Below are 26,170 nucleotides of genomic sequence, written 5' to 3'. Positions count from 1 at the left end.
GAGGCCGTCAAGGAGGCCGTCAAGGAGGACGGCGGAGAGCGTGCAGGGTCGGTGAGGGATGGACCGCCCACGTGGTCGGCCGGTTCGGTGAACCGGTAGCGTGGGCGCGACGTCCAAGGAACTGTGATGCTCCCAAGAACCGACGAGATGTGGTCCGCCGTCAGCGCGCGGTCGTGCACAGGTGAGGAATCGCGTTGAGCCAGCGCCGCTCGTATCCCAACTCGGGTGACTTCAACCTGGACGACCTGTTCCGCCCGGAGCCCGGCCAGCAGCAGGGCCAGCAGCCCGGTCCGCCGCAGGGCCAGCAGCCCGGGCAGCACCCCGGCCCGCCGCCGCAGGGTCAGCCGTACGGGCCGCCGCAGGGTCAGCCGTACGGAGCGCCGCAGGCCCAGGCGCCGGCCGGGCCGTACCCCGGCGGGCCGTCCGGGCAGCCGGAGTACCTCGGTGACAGCGCGCTGCCGACCCAGGCCATGCCGGTCCAGCCGGGGGGCGCGCAGCCGGCCTGGGGCGGCGCCCCGCAGCCGGGCTACCCGGCCGACCCGGCCCAGGCGACCCAGTACCTGCCGCCGTACCCGGCCGGTGACCCGCAGGCGGCGGGCGGCTACCCGCCCGCGCAGCCGGGCTACGCCGACCGGCCCGCGCCGGGCCACCCGGACCAGCCGGGCGGGGCCCCGGCGGGGCGCGACGGCGGGCACGGCGGCCGTTCGTCCAACAAGCTGCTCATCGGCGGCGTGGTGGCGGGCTGCCTGGCGGCGGCCGTCCTGGTCGCGGTCCTGCTGAACGGTGACGACGAGACGTCCGGCACGGAGAAGAAGGCCGTCCCCACGGCCACCGGCAGCGGCCCGGCCGCCGCCGCCACCGCCCCGAGCGCGGGCCCGACGACCGCCTCGGTCGACCCGGTGGTCAAGGCGCAGGCCCAGGCGCTCTCCGACCTGCTCGGTACCGCCAACGACAGCCGGCAGGCCGTGATCGGCGCGGTCGCCTCGGTGCAGAAGTGCGACAAGCTGCCGGAGTCGCAGCAGGCGCTGACCGCCGCGGCCGGGCAGCGCCGGGAGCTGCAGACCAAGCTGGCCGGGCTGAAGACCGACAAGCTGCCCAGCGGCCCGCAGCTGGTCGAGCAGCTGAACGCGGCGTGGACGGCCTCGGCGACCGCCGACGACGAGTACGCGGCCTGGGCCGGGGACGCCCAGGGCGGCTGCGACCCGAAGAAGAACGACAACCCGCACTACAAGAACGCGGTGGCCGCGAGCGGCACCGCGACCACCGCCAAGAAGCAGGCGGCCGGGCTCTGGAACACCGTGGCCGGCCAGACCGGCTTGCCCACCCGCACCGACGGCGACCTCTGACCGCCCGCCGGCGCGCACCCGCCGCGTACCCGCCGGCACCCGCGAGGCAGCCCCGGACACGGACACGGCGAGGGCCCGGCCGTCGTACGGCCGGGCCCGGGACCGCGGGCCGGTCGGCGGCTCAGGCCGGCGGCTTGCCCCCGGTGAGCACCCAGCGCACGTCCACGAAGCCGGGCCGCTGCAGGGTCAGCTGCCCGCCCTTGACCACCTGGTAGGTGACCCAGGTGTTCACCAGCCGCGGCGACTCGGTGCTCGGCAGCATGTTGGTGGTCGCCCAGTTCAGCGGCGGGGTGAGCCCGACGTCGATCGGCTCGCCGCCGTCCAGCAGGGCGGTGATCGCCTTGGCGGACACCGGCCGTCCGGCCGCGGCCAGCCGGTCGGAGACCTGGCGGAACACCTCGAACGCCACCCAGGTGGTCTGCACCCCGGGGTCGGCGGCGTCGATGTGCCGGCCCGCGGTGTCGGCGCGGATCACGGCGCGCAGGCCGTCCCAGGTCTTGGCCGACTCCGGCGGGTACCAGCCGGTGACGAAGGCGCCGGCGAGCGGGCCGGAGTCGCCGCCGGTGGAGTCGACCACCGACTGCTGCACGCTGCCGATCACCGAGGCGATCCGGGTGTTCTTCGCGCCGGTCCGCCGGAAGGCGTCGAGCAGGTTGCCGGTCGGCTCGGAGCCCAGCGCGCTGGTGACGCAGTTGCCCGGCTGGTCGCCACCGATCGCCTTGCGGACCTCCGGGGTGTAGTCGTTGGACTTCTCCGGTGCCTTGACGTCCAGCGGCTTGATCCCGGCGGGCTTGAGCGCGGTGCCCAGGGAACCGAGCAGGTTGTCGCCGGCCGGGGTGTCCGGGCGGATCACCGCGACCGACTTGCAGCCGGCCTCCACCAGCTGCCGGCCGCTGCCGGCGATCAGGGCCGGCAGGCCGCCGCCCACCGGGTAGGACAACGGGCTGCTGAACTCCGGCTGGGACAGGCCGTAGCCGCCGATCAGCGGGATGCCGGCCCGTTCCAGGATGGGCATGAAGTCGTCGCCGTACTGGCTGTAGGAGCCGAGCACCGCGACCGCCTTGGCGTCCACCGCCTGCTGCGCGCAGGCCTTGGCACCGTCGGAGGTGTTGTGCTCGTTGCAGGTGATCACCCGTACCTGGCGGCCGTGCAGGCCGCCCTTCACGTTGATGTCCCGGCCGATGGCCTCGGCCAGGTCGGTCATCCCGGGGCGGTCGGCCGAGCCGGTGCCGGACGGCGCCCAGGTCATCACGGTGAGGTCGCCGCTGCCGGTGGCGGCATCGGCCGGTCCGCCGCACGCGGAGGCCGAGAAGAGGGTTGGGAGCAGCGCCGCGGCGGTCGCGGCGGCGGCGATCGGGCGCCGGCGGCGCCGTCCCGCGATCAGGTTCGTGGCCTGGGACGAGCCCGTACGGCTGGTCATCGGTCTTTCCCTCCCTGGGCGCAGTGCTGCGCACCGGTTCCAGCCAATCCCCGGCGTGGCAAGGAGAGAGGGCCGTCCAGCCAACAGGTGGTAAACGGGGAAGGAACTCCGAGGGGGGACGCGTGTAGATCCTGGAGTGGAGTACGAACGGTGGGGGAACGTACGATCGTTGCCCATGTCCGCCAGCACAGAATCTTCGTATCGGTCTGCCCGAAACCCTTCTCGTCCGGGCCACCGCTCCAGCACGATGGGCGGCATGCCGCTCAACGACCTGCCCTGGTGGCGCTGGCGGGCCCGACTCCGCTCGGCGCTGCACATGCTCTCCGACCCCGGGTTCCAGCGGGACGCCTGGCTGGCCGGCCGGGAGGGGTACGGCGACGTCACCGACGCCGTCTACCGCCTGGTCGAGGACACCTGGCTGGACCGCTGGTCGGCCGAGAAGTACGTGGGCACGATCTTCCGGGACTCCGCCGAGGCGACCCTGGTGGACGTCGCGGTGCTGCGGGTGGTGCGGATCCTGCACGAGGTGGGCGCGGACGCCCCGGCCTCCGCGTACCTGGAGCACCACGGCTGGCCGGAGGCGGTCCGGGCGGCCCGCGAGGCGCACGTCAGGCTGGCGGTCAACGACGGCGAGGACCCGGACGTCCCGCCGCGCTCGCTGGACGTGCTGCGGATCCTGACCCAGGTCTGAGCGGCCCGGCGCCCCGCTCCGGGCGGGCCGTCCCGCAGTGCGGGCAGCGGGGCGGGGGTCCTCCCGGAGTGTGACACGCTGGAGCATTCACACCAGCACCAGCTCAGGACGGGATACCCCCACCGTGGAACAGCAGCCGGCCAGCGCCCAGTACGTCCTCACGCTGTCCTGCCCCGACAAGCAGGGCATCGTCCACGCGGTCTCCAGCTACCTCTTCATGACCGGGTGCAACATCATCGACAGCCAGCAGTTCGGTGACGGGGACAGCGGTCTGTTCTTCATGCGGGTGCACTTCTCGGCCGTCGAGCCGGTGACCGTCGACAAGCTGCGGGCGAGCTTCGCGGCGATCGGCGCCTCGTTCGGGATGGACTGGCAGATCCACCCCAGCGAGGAGAAGCTGCGGATCGTCCTCATGGTGAGCAGGTTCGGGCACTGCCTGAACGACCTGCTGTTCCGCACCCGGATCGGCGCGCTGCCGGTGGAGATCGCCGCGGTGGTCTCCAACCACACCGACTTCCGCGACCTCACCGAGGGCTACGGCATCCCGTTCCACCACATCCCGGTGACCCGGGAGACCAAGGCCGAGGCCGAGCAGCAGCTGCTGGACCTGGTGGCCAAGGAGGACGTCGAGCTGGTCGTGCTGGCCCGCTACATGCAGGTGCTCTCGGACCAGCTGTGCACGGCGCTCTCCGGCAAGGTGATCAACATCCACCACTCCTTCCTGCCGAGCTTCAAGGGCGCCAAGCCGTACCACCAGGCGCACGCCCGGGGCGTGAAGCTGATCGGCGCCACCGCGCACTACGTCACGGCCGACCTCGACGAGGGCCCGATCATCGAGCAGGAGGTGGCCCGGGTGACCCACGACGTCACCCCGGACCAGCTGGTCGCGCTCGGCCGGGACGTCGAGTGCCAGGCGCTGGCCCGTGCGGTGAAGTGGCACAGCGAGCACCGGGTGCTGCTGAACGGCACCCGCACGGTCGTCTTCGCCTGACCGCCTGACCGCCCGACCGCCCGACCGCCCGACCGGGCCGGCCCCGCCGGCCGGTGCTACGGCCGGGAGAGCAGCGGCGTCGCGCGCAGCACCTCGCGGATCGCGGCCCGGTCGCCGTGCTCGCCGACCGGCAGCCGGTCCGGGTCGCGGTGCGCCGCCGCCAGCTGGCAGAACTCCAGCCCGTCCAGCACCATCGCGGCCACCGGCTCGCCTCCGGGCGGCCCCGCGTCCGGGCCGTCCAGGGGTATCAGCCACTCGCCGGCCGCCGGGCCGTCGATCACGAGCCGGAGCTGCCGCCCGGTGCGGCCCCCGGCCCCGGTGCCGCCGTCCGGCCACCCGTCGGGGACGCCGACCGCCGCCCCGGTGAGTTCGGGGTGCGCCGCCCGCTGCCCGGCCAGGGCCAGCGGGAGCATCCGGACGGCCAGGTCGATCATCAGCCGCAGGTGCTGCGGGGCCGGCGGATCGTACGGGTAGGCGACCGCGCGGGCGACGTCCTCGCCGTGCATGTAGCACTCGAAGGCCCGGTCGACGAAGGCGTCCCGCAGCGGGACGGTCGCGAAGCCGAAGTCCACCGGGGTGTTGCCCTGCGGGGCGAGCGCGGCCGAGCGGACCAGCTCGTGGCAGTGCCGGCGCCAGCGGGCGCGGACCCGCTGCGGCGGCTGGCCGGCCTGCTCGGCGGTGAGCCGGGCGGTGCGGTCGGTGATCCGGGTCCAGCGCGGGCCGCCCTGCTGCGGCACCCGGGGCAGCGGCGGGAGGGCGGCCTCCTGCGGCGGGACCCGGCGTCCGGCCGCCGGTGCGCTGCCCGCGCCGGGGCCGCCCGGGACGGGGTCGGGCAGGCCGAGGGCGACGGCCAGGTAGCCGTCCACGGCGGCGAGGTGGCAGAGCACCTCGGCCGGGCGCAGGTACTCGGTGCCGCCGTGCCAGGGCAGTTCGGCGACCTCCTGCCACTCCTCCGGGCCGAGGTCGCGCAGCAGCGCGTCGAGCTTGGCGGTCTCGGCGGCGTACGGCACGCCCCAGGCGGGGACCGGCAGGTCGGCCGGGCGGCGGGCCAGGCACCAGTCGAGCACCTGCTGACGCAGCGCGGCGGGCTGGTCCAGCGGCTCCTCGACGGAGAGCCAGCCGGCCGCCTCGCGCAGCCGCTCGCCCTCCTCGGCGCACTCCGGGCAGCCGCTCAGGTGGGCCTCGACGTCGGCGGCCTCGCGGGGCGGGACGGCGCCGAGGGCCCAGGCGCCGAGCAGCGAACGCAGGGCCTCGTGCTGCTCGCCGGTGATCGTCACGTCCCCCCGCCCTCCGTCCGCCGCCCGCTGTCGCCCACCCGTTGACCGTCCGTCCGTTGCGCGTCCGTCCGCCGGCCGTCCGGCTGTTGTCCCCCGCTCCGTTGCGCGTCCGCCGGGGCGGGGCCCCGGTGCCGGGCGCGCTCCTGCTCCAGCTCGGTGGCGAGCAGCTCCAGGCCGAGCCGCATCCGCTGCTTGGCGGCCTGTTCGCTGATCCCCAGCCGGCGGGCCGTCTCCTGGTAGGTGCGGCCGTCGTAGTAGGACTCCGCGATGGTCTCACGCAGCGGCTGCGGCAGGGACGCGACCACGTACTGCACCCGGGCGGCGGTGGCGACCGTGCGGATCTCCTCCTCCGCGTCGCCGCCGAAGCCCGCCTCCTCGGCGCGGCGGGCCCGCAGCCGGTCCACCGCGCGGCGGTGGGTCAGCGCGCCGAGCCAGGAGCGCAGCGAGCCGCGGGCCGGGTCGAAGGACTCGGGGTGCTCCCAGACGTGGGCGAATATCTCCCGGGTGAGTTGCGCCGCGGCGGTCTGGTCGGCCAGTATCCGGCCCGCCAACCCGTGGACCATCGGGGCGAGTTGGTCGTACAGCTCGCCGAGGGCGGTCTCCTCGCCGCGGGCCAGGCGCCGCTGCAGCTGCTCGTCCCGGCGCGGGGCGCCGTCGGTGGTGGCCACCGGTCACCACCCCTCCTGCCGGACCGACCGCTGACGCGTCCCACGGTAACGCGCCCGCTTCGGGCGGCGGGTGGATTCGGTGAAGAACGGAGCCGGGGGCTTCGGATCGTCGGATCGTGGGATCTGCCGCCCATCGCGCGGTTGCGCCGTTCGAAGCCGGCTGGACATATGTCGCACGGGTGGTTCGCGAGTGGCGGGAGCGGTGGGAGGGGCGGACGGCGGTAGGTTCGCCTCTGCGTCACGGGCCGGCCGGCCCGGGCCGGACGATCGCCGGTCCGGGGCTCGTCAGAGTGAGCGGGACAGTATGCCCTGCCCTGTCCCCCGATCGCTGGAATATGCCCGAAGCGCTTGCTGCGGTCCGCCCGCCGAACCATCCTGAGGCGTGTTCGTGTCGCGGCCGGTGTGCGACGGACGAGGCGGTGCGGGCGCGCCGCGGCGGGTGCGACGTGCGGTCACCCGCGGGGCCGCGGACCGACGGACGGCGGCCCGGTGCGTGCCCGGGCCGGCCGGGCGACCGGGCCCGGCCGAGACGGTGGCCGAACTGCGAGTGCGGGTGGTGGAGCGGTGCAGGTTCTTCAGGTACAGCTTGCGGTGCAGGCGGACCCCGCCGAAGTCGGCCGGGCCCGTCGGTGGGTCCGCTCGCGGCTGCTCAACCACGGGGTGGACCCCGACGCGCCGATCGCCGAGACGGTGGTCCTGGTGGTCTCCGAGCTGGTGACCAACGCCGTGGTGCACACCGGCTGTCCGGCCGTGCTGCGGCTCTGCTTCCCGCTGGGCGACCTGCCCTCCGGCGTGCCGGACGCCTCCCCGGACGCCTCCCCGGGCGGCGCCGGGCGCGACGGGGTGCGCGAGTCGGCGACGGTCGGCCCGCTGCGGGTCGAGGTGGCCGATGCCAGCCAGGTCGCCCCCGCCCCCCGGCACGCCGGGGCGGACGTCGACGCCACCAACGGGCGCGGCCTGGAGCTGGTCGAGCTGCTCTGCGACCGATGGGGCTGGTACCCGGACGGTACCGGCAAGCGGGTCTGGTGCGAGATCAGCCCGGACGCCCGCCCGGCGGACCCGCTCGCCGCCGTCGACTGGGTGGCGCTGGCGCAGCCCTGACGGCCCCTCCCGTCACTCCGTCACCCCGTTCACCGGCCCGTGGATCGCCGGGCCGAAAGGTGACGCAACCATTCCGAATTTCGGACAACCCATTGACGTGACGTATCCGACTGATCACGCTTGGGTGCAGCTCTCCGTCGCGAGGGGACGCCGAGGGAACACCCGAACGCCGTTGCGGTGCTGCTGTCCAGGGGGACCACGTCAGCAGGGGGGCCGTGGGCCGGTCGTGCGCTGGCTCCTTGGCGAGTGCGGAGAGCGCGGCACGGGGTTCAGGGCCCGTGCGCCGAGGTTGGATGGCGGCCGGCCGTGCCGTGCTCGGGGTGCGCGCGGCCCGCCGCCATCCGATCCGCCGGACCTGGGCGATCGTTTTCGGCCACCGGACCCGCCTGTCGAACCGCGGATTCCGTTCGGCCGGTTCCGGCCCGTGGTTGGCCCGATCCCGACGAAAGCTGGCAGCCCCGCCCCTCGTCGGGCGCCCGCGCCGTCGGGAGACTCGCCGGGTGAACGAGACCGACACCCCCATCGGATCCCCGGCCCCCACCGACGCGCCCCCGGTGCCCGCCCGCGCGCCACGGGTGCACTACGCCTGGGTGGTGGCCGGCGTCTCCCTGCTGGTCCTGCTCGGCTCGGCCGGATTCCGCTCCACGCCCGGTCTGATGATGGACGCGCTGCACACCGAGTTCGGCTGGTCGATGGGCGCGATATCCAGCGCCACCTCGGTCAACCTCACCCTCTACGGCCTCACCGCGCCGTTCGCCGCCGCCCTGATGGACCGGTTCGGCGTGCGGCTGGTGGTGGTCTGCGCGCTGCTGTCGATCTCGGTCGGCGCCGGCCTCACCATGCTGATGCGCGAGCCCTGGCACCTGGTGCTCTGCTGGGGCGTGCTGGTCGGCCTGGGCAGCGGCTCGATGGCCGGCGCCTTCGCCACCACGATCACCGGCCGCTGGTTCCGGGCCCGGCAGGGCCTGGTCACCGGCGTGCTGACGGCCGCCGGCGCGGCGGGCAACCTGGTCTTCCTGCCGGTCGGCGCCTGGCTGGTCGAGCAGCACGGCTGGCGCTCGGCGGTCGTGGTGGTCTCGCTCGCGGCCAGCGCGGTGGCCGTCCCGGTGCTGCTGCTGATGCGCGAGCGGCCCGCCGACCTCGGCCTGCTCCCGTACGGCGCGACCGAGCCGCCGCCCGCCCCCGCCGGCGGCGGCCGGGCGCTGGCCCGCTCGCTGCGGGTGCTGCGGGAGGCCGCCCGCGCCCGGGCGTTCTGGCTGCTGGCCGGCTCCTTCGCGATCTGCGGCGCGACCACCGCCGGGCTGGTCGGCACCCACTTCATCCCGGCCGCCCACGACCACGGCATGCCGGTCACCACGGCGGCGGGCCTGCTCGCGCTGATCGGCGTCTTCGACGTGATCGGCACCGTCGCGAGCGGCTGGTTCACCGACCGCTTCGACGCCGGCCGGCTGCTGATCGTCTACTACGGGCTGCGCGGGCTCTCGCTGCTGGTGCTGCCGCAGCTGTTCGCCGGCTCGCTGGAGCCGCCGATCCTGGCGTTCGTCATCTTCTACGGGCTGGACTGGGTGGCCACCGTGCCGCCGACCGTCGCGCTCTGCCGCCGCCACTTCGGGGAGGACGCGCCGATCGTCTTCGGCTGGGTGCTCGCCTGCCACCAGATCGGCGCCGCCGCGGTGGCCGGCCTGGCCGGGTTCGCCCGGGACGCGCTCGGCGACTACGACCTCGCCTGGTACGTGGCCGGCGGGCTCTGCGCGGTCGCGGTGCTGCTCTGCCTGGCCCTGCGCCCGGCCGCCCCGGAGCGAACCGCTCCGGTTCTGTCGTAAGGGGCGGGTACGCTCCGGGGCCATGACGCTGAGCTTCACCCTCGACCCGGAACTCGACCCCACGCTGCGTGCCGAGATCACCAGCCTGTGGACGGCTGCCAGCAACGCCGGCGGGGCCATCGGCTTCGTCCACCAGGTGACCGAGGAGGAGGTCTGGGTCACCGCGGAGAAGCAGTTCGCCGGGATCGCCCCGGCCGGGCCGGACCGGCTGCTGATCGCCCGGGAGGAGGGGACCGGGCGGCTGGCCGCGCTGCTGGTCTTCGAGTCGATGCGGTTCGAGCCGATGGACCACTGGCGCGTGCTCTCCCGGGTCATGGTCCACCCCGGCCTCCAGGGCCGGGGCCACGGCGCGGCGCTGCTGGCGGAGGCCGAGCGGGTCGCCCGCGGCTGGGGACTGGCCGGGCTGCGGCTGTACGTCCGGGGCGGGCTCGGCCTGGAGTCGTTCTACGCCCGCAGCGGCTACACCGAGGTCGGCCGGGTGCCCGGCACCATCCGGGTCGCGCCCGGCGACGACCGTGACGACGTCACCATGTGGCTCGACCTGCGCTGATCGCGCGCCGCCGGGGCACCGCCCGGCGGGACCCGTTCCCCGCCGGGCGCGTCGGGCATGCTTCACTGGGAGACCGGCCCGGTTCCAGCGCAGTGAAGGATGTGTCCCCCCGGTGAGCAGCAATGTGAGCAAGAAGTCGCACGCCACGCTCCGCTACACCTCGATGCGCGTCTCCATCTTCCTCGGCTGCCTGCTGGTCGCGCTGCTCCTCGGACACTTCGGGATCATCCCGGTCTCCGGCGAGGCGGGCGTGGTCTTCCTCTTCCTGCTGGCCGCGATCGCCTCGGCCCCGCTCAGCTACGTACTGCTGAGCCGGCAGCGCGACGAGATGTCGGCCGCGATCTCCGGCAAGGTGGACGGCATCCGGTCCCGGACCGCCTCGAAGATCGCCGCGCAGAACGCCGAGGAGGACGCCGCGGACGAGGCCGCCCGCGCCGCGGCCGCCCGGAACGCCGCCTCCGGTCCCGCCGCCTCGGCCCCGCAGAACTGACCCGCGCCACCGTGCCCAAGGACGCCGCACCGGGCGGCACCGGACCCGAGGGGGCCGGGCCCGGGGACGCCGCCGCGCGGCAGGAGCGGCCCGCGGCCGGGACCTGGCCGGCCCCGGTCCGCCGCCCCACCGGCCGGGACGTCGCCCGGCTCGCCGGGGTCTCGCAGGCCACCGTCTCGCTGGTGTTCTCCGGCTCCGAGGCCGGCCGCCGGGTCTCCGACGCCACCCGCGAGCGGGTCCGGGAGGCCGCCCGCGGCCTCGGCTACCGCCCGCAGGCGGCCGGCCGGCAGCTGCGGCTGGGCCGCAGCGGCATGATCCTGCTGGCCGTGCCGAACATCCTCGGCCCGTTCTTCGGCCGGGTCCTGGAGGGCGTGCACGAGGAGGCCGGCAAACACGGCCTGGCCGTGGTGGTCAGCTCCGGCTGGGGCAGCGCCACGCTCGCCGAGGCCGCCACCACCAGCCGCTTCGACGGACTGCTGATCTGCTCCCCGGACGACAGCCAGCTCGGCGAGCTGCCCGCCGACACCCCCGTCGTCTTCCTGGACGCCGACCCGGGCACCGACCTGGCCCGGCCGACCATCGAGCTGGACGTGGCCGGCGGGATGCGGGCCGCCGTCGAACACCTCGCCGGGCTCGGCCACCGCCGGATCGGCCGGCTGCGCTCCAGCCACGCCGCGTACACCTTCCGGGTCCGCCAGGCGGCGTTCGAGGAGACCGTCCGGGCGCTCGGCCTGGACGTGGTCGAGCTCGGCGTCAGCCTGAACGAGGGACAGCCGGCCGCGCGCGAGGTCGCCCACCGGCTGCTCGCCCGCCCGGACCGGCCGCACGCGGTGATCTGCGACGACGACGTGGTCGCCTCCGGCGTCTACCAGGCCGCCGCCGAGCGCGGACTGCGGGTGCCCGCCGACCTCTCGGTGGTCGGCATCGACAACGTCCCGGTGGCCGCGCTGCTCGCCCCGCCGCTGACCACCGTCGACCTGCCCGGCGAGGAGCTGGGCCGGGCCGGGGTGGCGGCGCTCGCCCGGCTGCTCCGGGGCGAGCCGGTCGCGCCGGTCGCGCCGCTCGCCACCTCGCTGGTGCGGCGTTCCTCCACGGCGCAGCTCCCCCAGTAGTACCTCCGGGTGAGCCCGTTCCGCCGTCCGGGCTGCGCCGAACGGGTGAAAGTTCGTCATACCGCCTCGCGGCGCGACCTCGTGCGGATTAACGGACGATGAGATTCCGCCTATGCGGACGTCAAGACCCAGACCCCCACGGCCCCCACGCCCCTCCCGGCCGTCCCGCCTGCCGCGCCTGGCCGCCGCGCTCGGCCTGATCGGCGGCACCCTGCTCACCGGCACCCTGACCGCCCCGCCCGCCGAGGCCGCCGTCACCTTCACCAAGACGGTGGACAAGCCCACGGTGGGGCCCGGCGAGAACGTCACCTTCACCCTGCGGTACACCTGCTCGGTGAGCGACTGCGTCAACGGGCAGATCACCGACGTGCTCCCGGCCGACATGGAGTTCATCGGCTGGACCCCGGACGCCTCCACGGTCGACGTCCCCAACTCCACCGTCCCACCGGCGGGTTCCATGGGCGGCACGCTCACCGCCAAGCTGCAGACCCTCTCCCCGGGCACCACCGCCACCATCAACGTGGTGATGCGCTACCCCAACTTCTCCACCCCCAACGGCACCCAGAGCACCAACGCGGCCACCCTCACCTCCGACGGCGAGCCGCCGCAGACCGGTAGCGCCACCACCACCGCCGTGGTCCAGCCCAGCTACACCACCACCAAGGGCGTGCAGACCAGCAGCCTGGACGGCCGCTCGGTCACCTACCAGTTCAGCGCCTGCTCCACCGCCGGTGTGCCCAACGTCGACCTGGACAGCAGCCGGCTGGTCGACACCCTGCCGCCCGGTGCCGTGGTCGACACCAGCCGCTCGCCCGGCTGGGTCAACGACCCGGCCGGCTCCACCACCTGGGTCTACGACATCGGCGCCTTCGTGTCCGGCAACGGGCAGGCCGGCTGCCGGATCCCCGGCGTCCTGGTGGTCGGCTACCCGGACCCGGCCTTCCCCAGCGGCACCACCTCGACCAACACCGTGACGCTCCAGGGCGACCCGCTCGGCCCCGAGCCGCAGCGCGACCTGTCCACCGACACCGCCGAGACCCCGACCTTCCAGCCGCCGGTCACCGGTGTGCAGATCGGCGCCTCCAAGGTGTGGCAGGACAACACCGTCTCCGGTGACCTCACCACGCTGAGCATGCGGGTCTCCAACAACGCCGACCCGGTCAGCAGCCTGGTGATGACCGACCCGGGCGCCGGCACCACCGCCAACCTGTACAACTGGCTGATCCCGCAGTCCATCCAGCTGGAGGCGTGGAACCCCACCTCGATCACCCTCGCGCTGGAGTACCGGCTGGACGGTGACCCCACCTGGCGGGCCTTCACTCCGGGCCAGCCGCTGAACGGCTCGACCACCCGCCGGATCACCTTCGCCGAGGGCGCCGGGGACCCGGCCAACGACGTGCTCGGCATCCCGGCCGGCCGCTACCTGGACGGCCTGCGGTTCAGCTGGAGCGGACCGATCCCCGGTGGCTGGAGCCCCGGCAACGCCGTCCAGCTGCTCGCCCAGGTGATCACCCCGGGCCACGACGGCCGGACGGCGCCGGTGCCGCTGCACAACTGCCTCGACGCGGTGGGCACATCCGCCGCCGGCGACACCGCCGCCTCGAACGCCTGCGCCGACAGCACCGTCACCGCCGCCACCAACCTGGGCGCGGCGAAGGAGACCGTCTCCGGCGCCGTGCTCTCCCCGGGCGGCATCGCCACCTTCCGGGTCACCCCGTACAACCGCACCGGGCGCACCCTCGACCGGCCGCTCGTCCTCTACGACCTGCTGCCGCCCGGCATGGTCTACGTCGACGGCAGCGCCCGCAAGGACCCGGCCTACACCGAGGCGGTGGCCCCGCAGTCGGTCACCGTGCTCCCCGGCCCCGACGGCCGCCAGCTGCTCAAGATGACCTGGCCGGCCGGCTCCCCCGACATGATGTACCTGAACGACCACCGGGCCTACCGGACCCTGATCGACGTCCAGGTGGCCGGCAGCGCCCGGCCCGGCACCCTGACCAACGACGTGTTCGTCACCGCCGAGGGCACCGGTGACCCGGTCTCCTGCTTCTACTTCGGCAGCGACAGCGGGGTGCCGGATGCCCAGGACCTCGACAAGGACGGCGACAGCACCGAGACCATGTGCCACGCCACGTCGCTGGTCGAGGTGCAGGTGCCGGCCGTGCTGCGGTCGTACAAGGAGGTCAAGGGCGACCTCGACCCCGACTACACCACCACCGGCACCACCCGCCCCGGCGGCGGGGTCTCCTACCGGATGACCGTCCGCAACGACTCCGCCGACCCGGTCACCGAGTTCCTCGCGTACGACAAGCTGCCCACCCCGGGCGACTCCTACGTGCTGCGGCCGGACGTGCCGCGCAACTCGGCCTGGACGCCCTCGCTGGTCGAGCCGCTGACCTCCAGCGACCCGACCGTGGTGATCGAGTACACCACCTCGCCGGACCCCTGCCTGCCCGGCGAGTTCGCCGTCCCCGGACCGTGCGACGCCGCCGCGCAGTGGAGCGCCACCTTCCCCGGGCCGGGCACCACGACCTGGTTCCGGGTGCACCGCCCCGGCACCCTGGCCCCCGGGGAGTCGTTCACGCTCACCTGGCCGATGGTCGCCTCGTTCGACGCGGGCCCGGACGAGTTCGCCTGGAACAGCTTCAGCTACACCGCGACCGACGCGGCCGGCAACCCGCTGCTGCCCGCCGAGCCGGCCAAGGTCGGCGTCGGCATCGAGCAGAGCACCCCGCCGGCCAACGTGCTCGGCGACTTCGTCTGGAACGACCTCAACAAGGACGGCATCCAGCAGCCCGGCGAGCCCGGGGTGCCGGGCGTCCGGGTCGAACTGCTGGACGGCGAGGGCCGGGTGGTCCGGGACAAGGACGGCAACCCGGTCGCGACGGTGACCGACGCGAGCGGGCACTACCGGTTCGAGCGGCTGCCGGACGGGGTGTACGCGGTGCGCTTCGACCTCACCACGCTGCCCGAGGGCGCCACAGTGACGGTGCGGGCGGCCGGGCCGGACCGGACGCTGGACTCGGACGCCGATCCGGCGACCGGGGTGACGCAGACCGTCACGCTGGCCGGCGGGGTGGAGGACCTGGGGCTGGACATGGGACTGGTGCTGCCGACGGTGAGCCCGTCGCCGTCGCCGTCCCCCTCACCGTCCCCCTCACCCTCGCCGTCGCCCTCCCCGACGGTGAGCCCCTCGCCGTCCCCGTCGCCGACGGCCTCGCCCTCGCCGACCGTGACGCCGACGCCCACCCCGTCCCCGACGGTGACGCCGACTCCGACCGAAACCCCGACCCCGACCCCGACGGAGACCCCCACGCCGACGCACCACCCGTACCCGCCGACCCACTCGCCGGGCCACGGCGGTGAACTGCCGGGCACCGGCGGCGGGCCGAGCACGCTGCTCGGCGTCATCGGCGCCGCGACGCTCGGGGCCGGTCTGCTGCTCGCCCTGGTCGCCTGGGGAGGCCGAGGCCGCCACAGCTGAGTGAAGGGATGACGAAGTGACTGCGCCCGTCGGCCAGACCACCCGGTCCGACGGGCGCAGCCACGTCCAGGGGATGCGGTGGGCCTCAGCCCACCGGCACCGGTTCGGCCGCCGGCCGCGCCCCGGCCGGTGCGGCGGCCGGGCGGAACCAGCGGCGGGCGCCGAACAGCAGCAGCCCGCCGAGCGCGATCCCGCCCGCCGCGCAGAGCGCCACCGGGCGCAGCGAGTCCTCCGCGAGGTGGCCCGAGACGGCGTAGCCGAGCGAGTTGCCGGTCGCGAAGAGGGTGACCAGCCAGGCGAAGGCCTCGGTCACGGTGCCGGCCGGGGCCAGCTCGGCGACCAGGACGAACGCCGCCGCCAGCAGCGGGGCCAGCGCGATCCCGGAGAGGAAGGCGAGTCCGGCCATCGCGGCCGGACCGGGGAGCAGCACCAGCGGCAGGTAGCTGACGGCCATGCCGAGCGCCATCAGCCAGGTGCGGGTGGCCGTCGAGCTGCGCCACGGCACCGCGCCATAGGCGAGCGCGCCGAGCAGTCCGCCGAGCGCGGCCAGCGCCAGCAGGGTGCCCGCGCCGCCGGGCGGGCCGTCCGCCGCGTGGGCCTCGGCGTAGGCGATGAACAGCACGTTCTGCGCGCCGACCGCCCAGCCGGCGCCGGCCAGGCCGACCAGCAGCAGGACCAGGCCGGGGGAGCGGAGCGGGCCGAGCAGTCCCGCCGAGTGCGCCCGCGGCGGGGCCTGCCAGGCCCGGGCCGGTGCGGCGGTGGCGACGACGAGCGCCCCGAGCAGGCCCAGCGCGGCCGCCACCCAGAGCGCGGCGACCGCGCTCACCGCGCCCGCGATGCCGGCCACCGCGAGCGGGCCGGCGACGTAGAGGATCTGCTGGGAGGCGGAGTCGAAGGCGTAGGCGGTGTCGAGCTGCTCCTCCTCGACGACGTCCGGCCAGAGCGAGCGCAGGCAGGGTTCGAGCGGGGGCATGGCCAGGCCGGCGATCGCGGCGCCGATCGGGGCGGCCAGCGCCGAGCCGGGGGCCAGCGCCAGCAGGGCGTACCCGCCGCCGGCGACCACCGCGGAGAGCACCAGCACGCGCGGCTGCCCGGTGCGGTCCACGATCCGGCCGAGCACCGGCCCGCCGACGGCCGCCGCGATCGCGTACGCGGCGGTGGCCAGCCCGATCCGGCTGTACGGCGCGTGGACCTCGCGCAGTGCGAGCGCGATCACCAGGGCGGTCATGCCGGCCGGGAGGCGGCCGAGCAGGGTGCCGAAGAGGAGGCGGCCCACGTGCGGGGCGCGGAGCAGGGCGAGGTAGCCCATGGGGCGGCACTCTCCGGTCTGGGCAGGGGGACGGGCGGGGGCTGCCGTCCAAGTTATACGTATAACTGTTGACCGGTCAATCGGTCCGCGTCCGGAACTCAAACAACTACTTTGAACATCTCAAAGCTTTACTGCTAATGTGTCGGCCGTGACCACCTCAGACGCACGTTCGCCGCTCGGCCCGGGCCCGCTGCCCGCCGCCGCCCGCGCGTGCCGTCTGTCCGGTGCTGTGGACAGCCCGCGCCGTTGTCGCGCCATGAGCTGTATCCCGGCGGCACGCCCCTGACCGGGGCCGGTCCCTCCCACTCCGGCCCGCGCGCCGTGCCGCCGTCCCCACCCCCCGCCTCACCATCAGCAACGCCTCCCCCGGAGCCGCACCGTCATGTCCACAGCGCCCGAGGCGACTTCGTCGCCGTCCGTGCTCTCCAAGATCCGCAAGACTCCGTTCTGGGTCCAGATCGTCGCCGGCCTGGTGCTCGGCGTCGGCCTCGGCTACCTGGCCCGCGCGGCCGACATCTCCTGGCTCGCCACCACCCTGGAGACGATCGGCCGGATCTTCGTCCAGCTGCTGAAGCTCGCCGTCCCGCCGCTGGTGTTCACCGCGATCCTGGTGAGCGTGGCGAACCTGCGGAACGTCACCAACGCGGCCCGCCTGGCCGTCCGCACCCTGCTCTGGTTCGCGATCACCTCGCTGATCGCGGTGGCCATCGGCCTCGGCCTCGGCCTGCTGACCAGCCCGGGCGAGGGCACCAGCCTCAAGACCGAGGGCCTCAAGCCGCCGAAGTCCACCGGCAGCTGGATCGACTTCCTGACCGGGATCTTCCCGACCAACATCGTCACGGCGTTCACCGAGGTCGAGGTCCTGCAGATCGTCTTCCTGGCGATCGTGGCCGGCGCCGCCGTGATCAAGCTGGGCGCGAAGGCCGAGCCGGTCCTCAAGCTCAGCGAGTCGGTGCTGGAACTGGTCCAGACCGCCCTCTGGTGGGTCATCCGGCTCTCGCCGCTCGGCACCCTGGGCCTGATCGGCAAGTCCGTGGCCAAGTACGGCTGGGACCTGCTGGAGCCGTTCGCGACGCTGACCGTCGACGTCTACGTCGGTTGCGCCCTGGTGATGTTCGTCGTCTACTCGCTGCTGCTGAAGTTCGCCGCCGGCCTCAACCCGGTCAACTTCTTCAAGGGCGCCTGGCCCGCCATCCAGCTGGCCTTCGTCTCGCGCTCCTCGGTCGGCACCCTGCCGGTCACCCGCCGGGTCACCGAGCGCCTCGGCGTCCCGGGCGAGTACGCCTCGTTCGCCGTCCCGTTCGGCGCCACCACCAAGATGGACGGCTGCGCCGCGATCTACCCCTCGCTGGCCGCGATCTTCGTCGCCCAGGTGTACGGCATCGACCTCGGCGTCAAGGACTACCTGCTGATCGCCTTCGTCTCGGTGATCGGCTCGGCGGCCACCGCCGGCCTCACCGGTGCGATCGTCATGCTGACGCTGACCCTCTCCACCCTGGGTCTGCCGCTGGAGGGCGTCGGTCTGCTGCTGGCCATCGACCCGATCCTCGACATGATGCGCACCGCGACCAACGTCGCCGGCCAGGCCCTGGTGCCGGTCGTGGTCGCGGCCCGGGAGAAGACCCTGGACCTGGTCGCCTACAACAACCCCACCGGTGACCTCTACGACGAGAGCCCGGCCCCGGCCGGGGCCAAGGTCCCGACCCAGGCCACCGCGACGGCCTGACGCCCGGACGGGCACGCGAAGGGCCCTCCTCCCCGGAACGGGAGGAGGGCCCTTCGCACGTGCGCGCGGCCGGCGGGGCGCGCCCGGGCACAAGGCAGGGGGCCCGCCGGACGGCGGGCCCCCTTGGGTACTGCTGCTCTTGTGCTCATGGTGACGGCCGTCGGCCGCCAGTGGACCCGTCGGGTCCCGAGCGATCAGATCATCATCGAGGATGGTCAGATAACGGTGACGTTCTCCGCCTGCGGGCCCTTCGGGCCCTGGGTGACGTCGAACTCGACCGCCTGGTTCTCCTCCAGCGAGCGGAAACCGCTCGCGTTGATGGCGGAGTAGTGGACGAAGACGTCGGGGCCGCCGCCATCCTGGGCGATGAAGCCGAAGCCCTTCTCAGCGTTGAACCACTTGACGGTTCCCTGAGCCATGCCGTTCTCCTTGCGAGGGACGTGTCGGGGCCACACCGTGTGGCACCCGGTCCGCTGCGCTGATCGCCCTGCCTCCGGACGGGTCCGGAGTTTTTCGATATTGCTGAAAAACTACGAAAAGCCTGCGGTTACATGCTCCGCAGGCTTCAAGTACTGCAAGGGGAATCAAACTGCAACTGAGGGCAACGCTAGCATGCGGCTGCTGTGACGACCAGGGGTGACTTGCGGGCTGGACAGCGCGTGTCGTAAGGCGGTTGTGACACTCGGTGCGCCGCCCCGCGACGCCTCCCCGACGCCCTCCGCGGTATCTGTGCGACGCCTGTGCGACGCCTGCGCGGCGCGTCCCGCAAGGGCGGTGCGGGGCGGGTGGAGCGACGGGCATACGCTGCGGGGAGGCGCACGAAGAGCAAGGGAGCGGCGCAGTGGCAGCACCGGATGCGGAAACGCGGGAGCCCCAGGAGAACACCCCGGTCCGGCCCAGGGTCGGGCATATTCAGTTCCTCAACTGCGTACCCCTCTACTGGGGCCTGGCCAGGACCGGCAACCTGCTCGATCTGGACCTCACCAAGGACACCCCGGAGAAGCTGAGCGACCAGCTGGTCGGCGGTTCCCTGGACATCGGTCCGATCACCTGCGTGGAGTACCTGCGGCACGCGGACGAACTGCTGGTGCTGCCGGACATCGCGGTGGGCAGCGACGGCCCCGTGATGTCCTGCGTGATCGTCAGCAAGGTGCCGCTGGCCGAGCTGGACGGCCGGCGGGTCGCACTCGGCTCCACCAGCCGCACCTCCGTGCGGCTCGCCCGGCTGCTGCTGGAGGAGCGCGAGGGCGTGCGCCCGGAGTACTTCAGCTGCCCGCCCGACCTGGACGCGATGCTCGCCGAGGCCGACGCGGCCGTGCTGATCGGCGACCCGGCGCTGCGCGCCTACCTGGGGCAGGCGGCCGACCAGGGCCTGGCCGTGCACGACCTGGGCGAGATGTGGAAGGAGTGGACGGGGCTGCCGTTCGTCTTCGCCGTCTGGGCCGTCCGCCGCGACTTCGCCGAGCGGCGCCCGGGGCTGACCGCGGCCGTTCACCGGGCCTTCCTGGAGTCCCGGGACCTCTCGCTGGTCGAGGCCCGCGAGGTGGCCGAGCAGGCGGCCCGCTGGGAGACCTTCGACGCGGGGGTGCTGGAGCGGTACTTCAGCGAGGCGCTGGACTTCTCGCTCGGCGAGCGGCAGCTGGCCGGGGTCGCCGAGTTCGCGCGGAGGGTCGCGCACGACAGCGGGTTCGCCCCCGACGTGGCCGTCCGGCTGCTGGAGCCGGTGCCCCAGCCGGTGGCCTGACCGAGGCCGCGGCGCCCGTCCCGCGCGCCCCGCGTCGTGCCGAGGGCACGGCGCGGGGGGCGGAAGGCGCTGGCGTAGGCTGAACCGGATGCGACCCGGTACCGCGCTGTCGCACACGTCGTACCCGCAGCACCCCCAAGCACGTGCAGTACCCGAGAGAGAGAAGGCCGCCAGGTGTCCGAGCTCGCAGCGACCACCCTCGATGCGCCCAGCACCGACCTGCAGGCCGTGCTCGACCGGGCGGCCGGCGGCGGCCGGATCAGCCCGGAGGAGGCGCTGGAGCTCTACCGCTCCGCCCCGCTGCACGCGCTCGGCTCGGCGGCCGACGCGGTGCGCCGCCGCCGCTACGCGGGGACCGAGCACATCGCGACGTACATCATCGAGCGCAACATCAACTACACCAACGTCTGCGTGACGGCGTGCAAGTTCTGCGCCTTCTACGTGCCGCCGAAGAGCGACAAGGGCTGGTCCCGCGACCTCGACGAGATCCTGCGCCGCTGCGCGGAGACCGTCGAGCTGGGCGGCACCCAGATCATGTTCCAGGGCGGCCACCACCCGGACTACGGCGTCGAGTACTACGAGCGCGCCTTCTCGGCGATCAAGGCGGACTTCCCGCAGCTGGTGATCCACTCGCTGGGCGCCTCCGAGGTCGAGCACATGGCGCGGATCTCGGGCGTCTCCATCGAGGAGGCGATCACCCGGATCCACAAGGCGGGCCTGGACTCCTTCGCCGGCGCCGGCGCCGAGCTGCTGCCGGAGCGCCCGCGCAAGGCGATCGCGCCGCTCAAGGAGTCCGGCGAGCGCTGGCTGGAGATCATGGAGACCGCCCACACCCTGGGCGTGGAGTCCACCTCCACCATGCTGATGGGCACCGGCGAGACCAACGCCGAGCGGATCGAGCACCTGCGGATGATCCGCGACGTGCAGGACCGCACCGGCGGCTTCCGCGCCTTCATCCCCTACACCTACCAGCCGCAGAACAACCACCTGAAGGGGTCGACCCAGGCGACCGTCTTCGAGTACCTGCGGATGATCGCCATCGCCCGCCTGTTCCTCGACAACGTCGCCCACATCCAGGGCTCCTGGCTGACCACCGGCAAGGAGGCCGGCCAGCTGTCGCTGCACTACGGCGCGGACGACCTCGGCTCGGTCATGCTGGAGGAGAACGTGGTCTCGGCGGCCGGCGCCAAGCACCGCTCCAACCTCACCGAGCTGATCCACCTGATCCGGGCCGCCGACCGCGTCCCCGCGCAGCGCTCGACCACGTACGAGCACCTGCGGGTGCTGGACGACCCGGCGAACGACCCGGTCGACCCGCGGGTCGCCTCGCACATCGCCTCCACCGCGATCGAGGGCGGCACCGCGCACCCCGAGCTGAAGATCCTCGACAACGGCTGAGGTCCCCTCCCGCCGTGCTGACCCTGCACCGGGCCGCCCTCGTGCTGCCCGACCCGGCCGATCCCACCGCCCCGTCCCACGCCGACGGGGCGGTGCTGGTGCGCGGCGAGCTGGTCGAGGCGGTCGGCCCGTACGCCGCCCTGGCGGCGGCGCACCCGGCGGCCCGGGTCCGGGACTGGGGCGACGCGCTGCTCGCGCCGGGGCTGCGCAACCCGTACGGGCACGGGCTGCTGGAGCGGGCGTACCATCCGGACCCGCGCGAAGGGGCCGGGGACGAGCCGGTGCCGCAGGGGCTGGCGGGGGAGCGGGACGAGACGCGCTGCGGGGCGAGCGCCCGGCGCGGGCTGCAGCGGATGCTCGGCTTCGGTGTGACGGCGGTGGCCGGGCCGTTCGAGCGCGCCTCGGTGCGGACGGCGGTGGCCCGGTCGGGGCTGGTCGTGCTGCCCGGGCCGGGGGACGGCGCGGCCGCGGGGGACGGGCCGCTGGACCCGCTGGCGGTGCTGCCGCTCGCCGAGGCGGTGCACGGCCGGGTGGCCGTCGGGGGCCGGGCGGACTTCGCGGTGTTCGCTCCCGCGGCGCGGGGCGCCGAGCGCGGCTGCCGCGCCACGGTGCTGGCCGGCCGGCTGGTGTTCCGGCGCCGCTGAGCGCCTTCCCGGATCCCGTTCCGGTCACACCCTACTCGTCGGTAGTCCCACGATCCGGCCTGGGGCGGCCGTATGCCCGTGCGACGTACGGGACTTGCTTCTTGTGCCACTGAACTGCGAGTTCTTCCCCGTGGCCTGATTGACCCTTCGCCGTGACCTGAGGGCCCGCCAGCGGATAGCATCCGGCTCAGCTCAGTCCACACCCTCACCACGCCCCGCCCGTGACCGCGGGCGGCGGGGCCCGCCCCAGGCCCCGAACGCAAGCCAGGACAGGAACCATGCGATCCGCGACCGTCCCCCCGCAGCGATCCCCGCGGTTGGGCCGTGGCTGGTACCTCACCGCCGTGCTCAGCGCCGTGCTGGCCGTCGGGATGTGCCTGCTGGGGTGGCGTCAGGCCGAGCAGGCCGACCGGATCGGAGCCCACCCGGTGCGGGTCGGCGGCGTGGTGACCCAGCTGCCGGCCGGCGGCGGCTCCTACAGCACCGTCAGCTACCAGGCGGGCGGCCAGCACTACTCGGCCACCGCGCTGCCGCTGGCCGACGGCACCAGGGTCGGCGAAACCGTGTGCCTGGAGCACGCGGCCGACGAGCCCAGGGCGGTGCGGATCTGCGGTGACACCTACCCGCAGCCGGTGGGCGTCGGGCTGGCCCGGTTCAGCGTGCCGGTGGCGCTGCTGCTGTTCGCCGTCTGCGTGCTGCGGATCCGGCGGCACCGGCGGGCGCTGGCCTTCCGCAGCGGGCAGAACCGGTTCGCCACCACCGTCGCCCTGGCGACCGAGGTGCTGGCCGACGGGATGCCGGCCATAACGCAGGGCAAGCGCTCGCGCCGCCGGCGCCGGGCGGGCGGACGGCGCGGCCTGCACTGAGGCGGCGCGCGGCGTACCCGTCGCGCCCCCTGCGTCCTCCCCGCACGGCCCCGGACGTCCCGGCGGCGCCCCGGAGGTGTTCCGGCGGTGCCCGGAAGACGCCCCCTTGCCCGGTTCGGCGGAGCCAGGGTGAACAATGGGGGGCGTGACCCGAGCCTCTCTGGACAAGCAGCCGCACGAAGTCGCCGCCATGTTCGACGACGTCGCGGCCAAGTACGACCGCACCAACGACGTACTCTCGCTCGGCCAGGCCCGCGCCTGGCGCCGGGCGGTGGCCGAGGCGGTGGCCGCCGGGCCGGGTGACGTCGTGCTCGACCTCGGGGCCGGGACCGGCACCTCCTCGCTGCCCTTCGCGGAGGCCGGGGCACGGGTCGTGCCGTGCGACTTCTCGGTCGGCATGCTCGTCGAGGGCAAGCGCCGCCACCCCGAGCTGGCGCTGACCGCCGGGGACGCCACCCGGCTGCCGTTCGCCGACGACACCTTCGACTCGGTGACGATCTCCTTCGCGCTGCGCAACGTCCACGACACCGGGGCGGCGCTCGGCGAGATGCTGCGGGTCACCAAGCCCGGCGGCAAGCTGGTGATCTGCGAGTTCTCCACGCCGACCTGGACGCCGTTCCGGACGGTCTACACCGAGTACCTGATGCGCGCGCTGCCGCCGGTGGCCACCGCGGTCAGCAGCAACCCGGACGCGTACGTCTACCTCGCGGAGTCGATCCGCGAGTGGCCCGACCAGCCCGCGCTGGCCGGTCGGCTGCAGGAGGCCGGCTGGTCCAAGGTGGCCTGGCGCAACCTGACCGGCGGGATCGTCGCCCTGCACCGGGCCTACAAGGTCTGACCGGCCGCCGCGACCGGGTTCCCCCCGCCCGGTCGCGCCCGGCCGCGGCGCCGTCCGCAGCTCATAGACTCGTCCCAGCCCAGCCGCGCCGGCCCCCGCCGGCCGGCCGACCCCCAGCAGGAGTGTGCCCACCGTGTCCGAGACCGCCGTTGACCTGAGCGCAGGCGTTGTGGAGAGCACCGCGGACGTCATCGTGGTCGGCGCGGGCCCGGCCGGGTCCACCACCGCCTACTACCTCGCGCAGGCGGGCCTGGACGTGCTGCTGCTGGAGAAGACCAGCTTCCCCCGGGAGAAGGTCTGCGGCGACGGCCTCACCCCGCGGGCCACCAAGCAGCTGGTGGACATGGGCATCGACGTGTCCACCGAGAACGGCTGGCTGCACAACAAGGGCCTGCGGATCATCGGCGGCGGGGTCCGGCTGGAGCTGGACTGGCCCGAGCTGTCGGCCTTCCCGGACTACGGACTGGTCCGCAAGCGCGCCGACTTCGACGAGCTGCTCGCCCGTCAGGCCGAGAAGGCCGGGGCCCGGCTCTACGAGCGCTGCAACGTCAGCGGCCCGGTGCTGGACGAGCGGACCGGCCGGATCACCGGGGTCACCGCGAAGCTCGGTGACGAGAAGCGGCCGGTGACCTTCCGCGCCCCGCTGGTGGTGGCCGCCGACGGCAACTCCACCCGGCTCTCGCTCGCCATGGGCCTGCACCGCCGGGAGGACCGCCCGATGGGCGTCGCCTACCGCACCTACTTCACCTCCCCGCGCCACGACGACGACTACCTGGAGTCCTGGCTGGAGCTGTGGGACACCCGCGGCGGGGAGCGTAAGCTGCTGCCCGGCTACGGCTGGGTGTTCGGCATGGGCGACGGCACCTCCAACGTCGGCCTCGGCATCCTGAACTCCTCGCCGGCCTTCGGCGAGCTGGACTGGCGCGAGGTGCTCAAGGCCTGGTGCGCGAGCATGCCCGAGGAGTGGGGCTACACGCCCGAGAACATGACCGACCCGATCCGGGGCGCCGCGCTGCCGATGGCCTTCAACCGCCAGCCGCACTACACCCGCGGCCTGTTGCTGGTCGGCGACGCTGGCGGCATGGTCAACCCGTTCAACGGCGAGGGCATCGCCTACGCGATGGAATCCGGCCAGATCGCCGCCGGGGTGATCGTCCAGGCCCTCGCCCGGGTGACCGACGGTGGCCGGGAGCGCGCGCTCCAGGCCTATCCGCGGATCCTCAAGGACGTCTACGGCGGCTACTACACGCTCGGCCGGGCCTTCGTGAAGCTCATCGGCAACCCGAAGGTGATGCAGCTCGCCACCCAGCGCGGGCTGACGCACCCGCTGCTGATGAAGTTCGTGCTCAAGCTCCTCGCCAACCTCACCGACCCGCAGGGCGGCGACGCGATGGACCGCGTCATCAACGGCCTGGCCAAGGCCGCGCCCAACGCCTGACCGGCCGCCCTCGGTCAGTCGGCCTGGTCGCGGTCGGCCTGGTCGCGGCCAGCCGCGGAGCGCCGCTCGACGTAGGCGAGGCGTTCGGCGAACACCCGGGCGGCGTCCGGGGTGAGCGTGCGCAGGGCGACCAGGGCGGTGAAGACGACGTCGCACAGCTCGTGCTGGACGTCCTCCCAGCTGTGGGTGACGCCCTTGCGCGGGTTCTGGCCGGTGACGCCGATCACGGCGGCGCTGACCTCGCCGACCTCCTCGGAGAGCTTGAGGATCCGGGCGAGCCGCTCCTCCCGCGGGGGGAGCGGACTCTCCTCGTCGAGCCAGGCCACCATGTGGTCGACGCTCTCCCAGATCCTGCTGTCCATGTGGTGCCGCTCCCGTGCGGTGTCGGTGGCCTGACGACGGCCGGTCGACGGCCCGTCGGTGGCCGGTCGGTGGCCGGTCGACGGCCCGCTCCACCGTACGGGAGTCCGGCCGGTGGCTCAGCGGGCGGAGATCTTCACGTTGCGGATGTTCACCGGCAGGGTGGGGAAGCCGTCTCCCGGGTTGTTCTGGTCGTCCTCACCGCCGGCGGCGATCTTCTGCAGCACGTCCAGGCCCTCGGTGACCCGGCCGAAGGGGGTGTAGGCGGGGGAGAGCTTGGTGTCCTTCCAGACGAAGAAGAACTGGCTGCCGTTGGTGTTCGGCCCCGCGTTGGCCATGGCGACGGTGCCGGCCGGGTAGGTGGCGCCCTCCAGGTTCTCGTCCGGGAAGGAGTAACCCGGGCCGCCGCTGCCGGTCCCGGTCGGGTCGCCGCACTGCAGGACGTAGATCCGCTGGGTGGTGAGCCGGTGGCAGTGGCTGCGGTCGAAGTAGTCGCGCTCGGCGAGGAACCGGAACGAGAAGGTCGTGCAGGGGGCCTTGTCGGTGAGCGCCTGGAAGGTGATCGCGCCCTGGGAGGTCTTCAGGGTGGCCCGGTACGGCTTGGCCGCCTTCCGGGCGTCGAAGACCGGGATCCCCTTGAAGTTGTCCGCCGGGACGGCCGGCGTGTAGGTGCAGGTGGTGCCGGCCGCGCCGGTGCCGGCCGACGGGGTGTCCGCGACCGCGGTGCCGGTGCTGACGACGAGCGGCAGGACGGTGGCGGCGGCGGTCAACGCCCAGTGCATGCGCCTCACGTGACGGGCCTTCCGGTGGGTGGGGGACGGCTGGTTTGGCATGGCGTCATCATCCACGGCGGGGCGGGCATCCGGTAGGGGGCCGGAAAGCCGTTGATCGCGG

At 74.0% G+C, this 26,170-nt stretch carries 23 protein-coding genes; 16 read left to right on the top strand and 7 right to left on the bottom strand.

Annotated features, from left to right (window positions below; all coding sequences use genetic code 11):
* The first annotated feature begins 194 nt into the window (after positions 1-194).
* Positions 195-1,346, top strand: coding sequence for a hypothetical protein (locus ABT093_RS00640; protein ID WP_350558195.1), 1,152 nt, complete (start codon positions 195-197; stop codon positions 1,344-1,346).
* A gap of 121 nt (positions 1,347-1,467) precedes the next feature.
* Here the strand turns inward: ABT093_RS00640 and ABT093_RS00635 are convergent, their stop codons facing one another.
* Positions 1,468-2,766, bottom strand: coding sequence for an ABC transporter substrate-binding protein (locus ABT093_RS00635; RefSeq protein WP_350558192.1), 1,299 nt, complete (start codon positions 2,764-2,766; stop codon positions 1,468-1,470).
* A 247-nt stretch (positions 2,767-3,013) separates the two neighbouring features.
* Between ABT093_RS00635 and ABT093_RS00630 the strand changes: the two genes are divergently transcribed.
* Complete coding sequence (locus ABT093_RS00630) at positions 3,014-3,457, top strand: SCO4402 family protein (protein WP_502884092.1); 444 nt, start codon at positions 3,014-3,016, stop codon at positions 3,455-3,457.
* A gap of 124 nt (positions 3,458-3,581) precedes the next feature.
* On the top strand, positions 3,582-4,448 hold the full coding sequence (gene purU / locus ABT093_RS00625) for a formyltetrahydrofolate deformylase (protein ID WP_350558186.1): 867 nt from the start codon (positions 3,582-3,584) through the stop codon (positions 4,446-4,448).
* A 56-nt stretch (positions 4,449-4,504) separates the two neighbouring features.
* On the opposite strand, the gene ABT093_RS00620 is transcribed toward purU, so the two are convergent.
* Entirely contained in the window at positions 4,505-5,725 is a 1,221-nt protein-coding gene (locus tag ABT093_RS00620; protein WP_350558183.1) for a zf-HC2 domain-containing protein, read from the bottom strand.
* Positions 5,722-6,393: a sigma-70 family RNA polymerase sigma factor gene (locus ABT093_RS00615; protein ID WP_350558180.1), complete on the bottom strand. Its 672-nt coding sequence runs from the start codon at positions 6,391-6,393 to the stop codon at positions 5,722-5,724. Before ABT093_RS00615 ends, ABT093_RS00620 begins: the two co-directional genes overlap by 4 nt.
* Before the next feature lie 564 nt (positions 6,394-6,957).
* Between ABT093_RS00615 and ABT093_RS00610 the strand changes: the two genes are divergently transcribed.
* The 6 genes from ABT093_RS00610 (at position 6,958) to ABT093_RS00585 (ending at position 14,953) form a co-directional block, all read left to right on the top strand.
* On the top strand, positions 6,958-7,494 hold the full coding sequence (locus tag ABT093_RS00610; RefSeq protein WP_350558177.1) for an ATP-binding protein: 537 nt from the start codon (positions 6,958-6,960) through the stop codon (positions 7,492-7,494).
* 500 nt (positions 7,495-7,994) lie between these two features.
* Positions 7,995-9,317 (top strand): MFS transporter, encoded by a 1,323-nt coding sequence (locus ABT093_RS00605; protein WP_502884091.1) that lies wholly within the window; start codon positions 7,995-7,997, stop codon positions 9,315-9,317.
* A 22-nt stretch (positions 9,318-9,339) separates the two neighbouring features.
* Positions 9,340-9,867, top strand: a complete 528-nt coding sequence (locus ABT093_RS00600; protein ID WP_350558174.1) for a GNAT family N-acetyltransferase — start codon at positions 9,340-9,342, stop codon at positions 9,865-9,867.
* 112 nt (positions 9,868-9,979) lie between these two features.
* Positions 9,980-10,357, top strand: coding sequence for a DUF4229 domain-containing protein (locus ABT093_RS00595; protein ID WP_350558171.1), 378 nt, complete (start codon positions 9,980-9,982; stop codon positions 10,355-10,357).
* An 11-nt stretch (positions 10,358-10,368) separates the two neighbouring features.
* Positions 10,369-11,469, top strand: a complete 1,101-nt coding sequence (locus ABT093_RS00590) for a LacI family DNA-binding transcriptional regulator (protein ID WP_350558168.1) — start codon at positions 10,369-10,371, stop codon at positions 11,467-11,469.
* A gap of 112 nt (positions 11,470-11,581) precedes the next feature.
* Entirely contained in the window at positions 11,582-14,953 is a 3,372-nt protein-coding gene (locus ABT093_RS00585; RefSeq protein WP_350558165.1) for an SdrD B-like domain-containing protein, read from the top strand.
* A gap of 85 nt (positions 14,954-15,038) precedes the next feature.
* Here ABT093_RS00585 and ABT093_RS00580 read toward each other — a convergent pair whose 3' ends face one another.
* On the bottom strand, positions 15,039-16,262 hold the full coding sequence (locus ABT093_RS00580) for an MFS transporter (RefSeq protein WP_350558162.1): 1,224 nt from the start codon (positions 16,260-16,262) through the stop codon (positions 15,039-15,041).
* Positions 16,263-16,644: 382 nt separating this feature from the next.
* Here ABT093_RS00580 and ABT093_RS00575 point away from each other — a divergent pair, with 382 nt between their 5' ends.
* Positions 16,645-17,988 carry a dicarboxylate/amino acid:cation symporter gene (locus ABT093_RS00575; protein WP_350558159.1) on the top strand — a complete coding sequence of 448 codons (1,344 nt, stop codon included), beginning with the start codon at positions 16,645-16,647 and terminating at the stop codon, positions 17,986-17,988.
* A gap of 215 nt (positions 17,989-18,203) precedes the next feature.
* On the opposite strand, the gene ABT093_RS00570 is transcribed toward ABT093_RS00575, so the two are convergent.
* Complete coding sequence (locus tag ABT093_RS00570; RefSeq protein WP_350558156.1) at positions 18,204-18,407, bottom strand: cold-shock protein; 204 nt, start codon at positions 18,405-18,407, stop codon at positions 18,204-18,206.
* Between the two features lie 422 nt (positions 18,408-18,829).
* Here ABT093_RS00570 and ABT093_RS00565 point away from each other — a divergent pair, with 422 nt between their 5' ends.
* The 6 genes from ABT093_RS00565 to ABT093_RS00540 all read left to right on the top strand — a co-directional run bounded on the left by ABT093_RS00565 (position 18,830) and on the right by ABT093_RS00540 (position 24,916).
* Positions 18,830-19,732 (top strand): menaquinone biosynthetic enzyme MqnA/MqnD family protein, encoded by a 903-nt coding sequence (locus ABT093_RS00565; protein ID WP_350558153.1) that lies wholly within the window; start codon positions 18,830-18,832, stop codon positions 19,730-19,732.
* Between the two features lie 174 nt (positions 19,733-19,906).
* A complete protein-coding gene (gene mqnC / locus ABT093_RS00560; RefSeq protein WP_350558150.1) occupies positions 19,907-21,130 on the top strand; it encodes a cyclic dehypoxanthinyl futalosine synthase in 1,224 nt (407 codons plus the stop codon).
* A gap of 14 nt (positions 21,131-21,144) precedes the next feature.
* Entirely contained in the window at positions 21,145-21,774 is a 630-nt protein-coding gene (locus tag ABT093_RS00555; protein ID WP_350558147.1) for an amidohydrolase family protein, read from the top strand.
* 278 nt (positions 21,775-22,052) lie between these two features.
* The gene (locus ABT093_RS00550) at positions 22,053-22,640 is read left to right on the top strand and encodes a hypothetical protein (protein WP_350558144.1); all 588 of its coding nucleotides are present in this window, start codon (positions 22,053-22,055) and stop codon (positions 22,638-22,640) included.
* 145 nt (positions 22,641-22,785) lie between these two features.
* On the top strand, positions 22,786-23,478 hold the full coding sequence (locus ABT093_RS00545) for a demethylmenaquinone methyltransferase (protein ID WP_350558141.1): 693 nt from the start codon (positions 22,786-22,788) through the stop codon (positions 23,476-23,478).
* A 154-nt stretch (positions 23,479-23,632) separates the two neighbouring features.
* Complete coding sequence (locus ABT093_RS00540; RefSeq protein WP_350559180.1) at positions 23,633-24,916, top strand: geranylgeranyl reductase family protein; 1,284 nt, start codon at positions 23,633-23,635, stop codon at positions 24,914-24,916.
* Between the two features lie 14 nt (positions 24,917-24,930).
* Here the strand turns inward: ABT093_RS00540 and ABT093_RS00535 are convergent, their stop codons facing one another.
* Positions 24,931-25,278 (bottom strand): MazG-like family protein, encoded by a 348-nt coding sequence (locus tag ABT093_RS00535; RefSeq protein WP_350558138.1) that lies wholly within the window; start codon positions 25,276-25,278, stop codon positions 24,931-24,933.
* 117 nt (positions 25,279-25,395) lie between these two features.
* Positions 25,396-26,058 carry a peptidylprolyl isomerase gene (locus ABT093_RS00530; protein WP_350558135.1) on the bottom strand — a complete coding sequence of 221 codons (663 nt, stop codon included), beginning with the start codon at positions 26,056-26,058 and terminating at the stop codon, positions 25,396-25,398.
* Positions 26,059-26,170: the final 112 nt, after the last annotated feature.

The sequence above is a fragment of the Kitasatospora sp. NPDC002551 genome, from assembly GCF_040296005.1.
GTDB lineage: Bacteria > Actinomycetota > Actinomycetes > Streptomycetales > Streptomycetaceae > Kitasatospora.
This window is presented reverse-complemented; position numbering and strand designations above follow the sequence as displayed.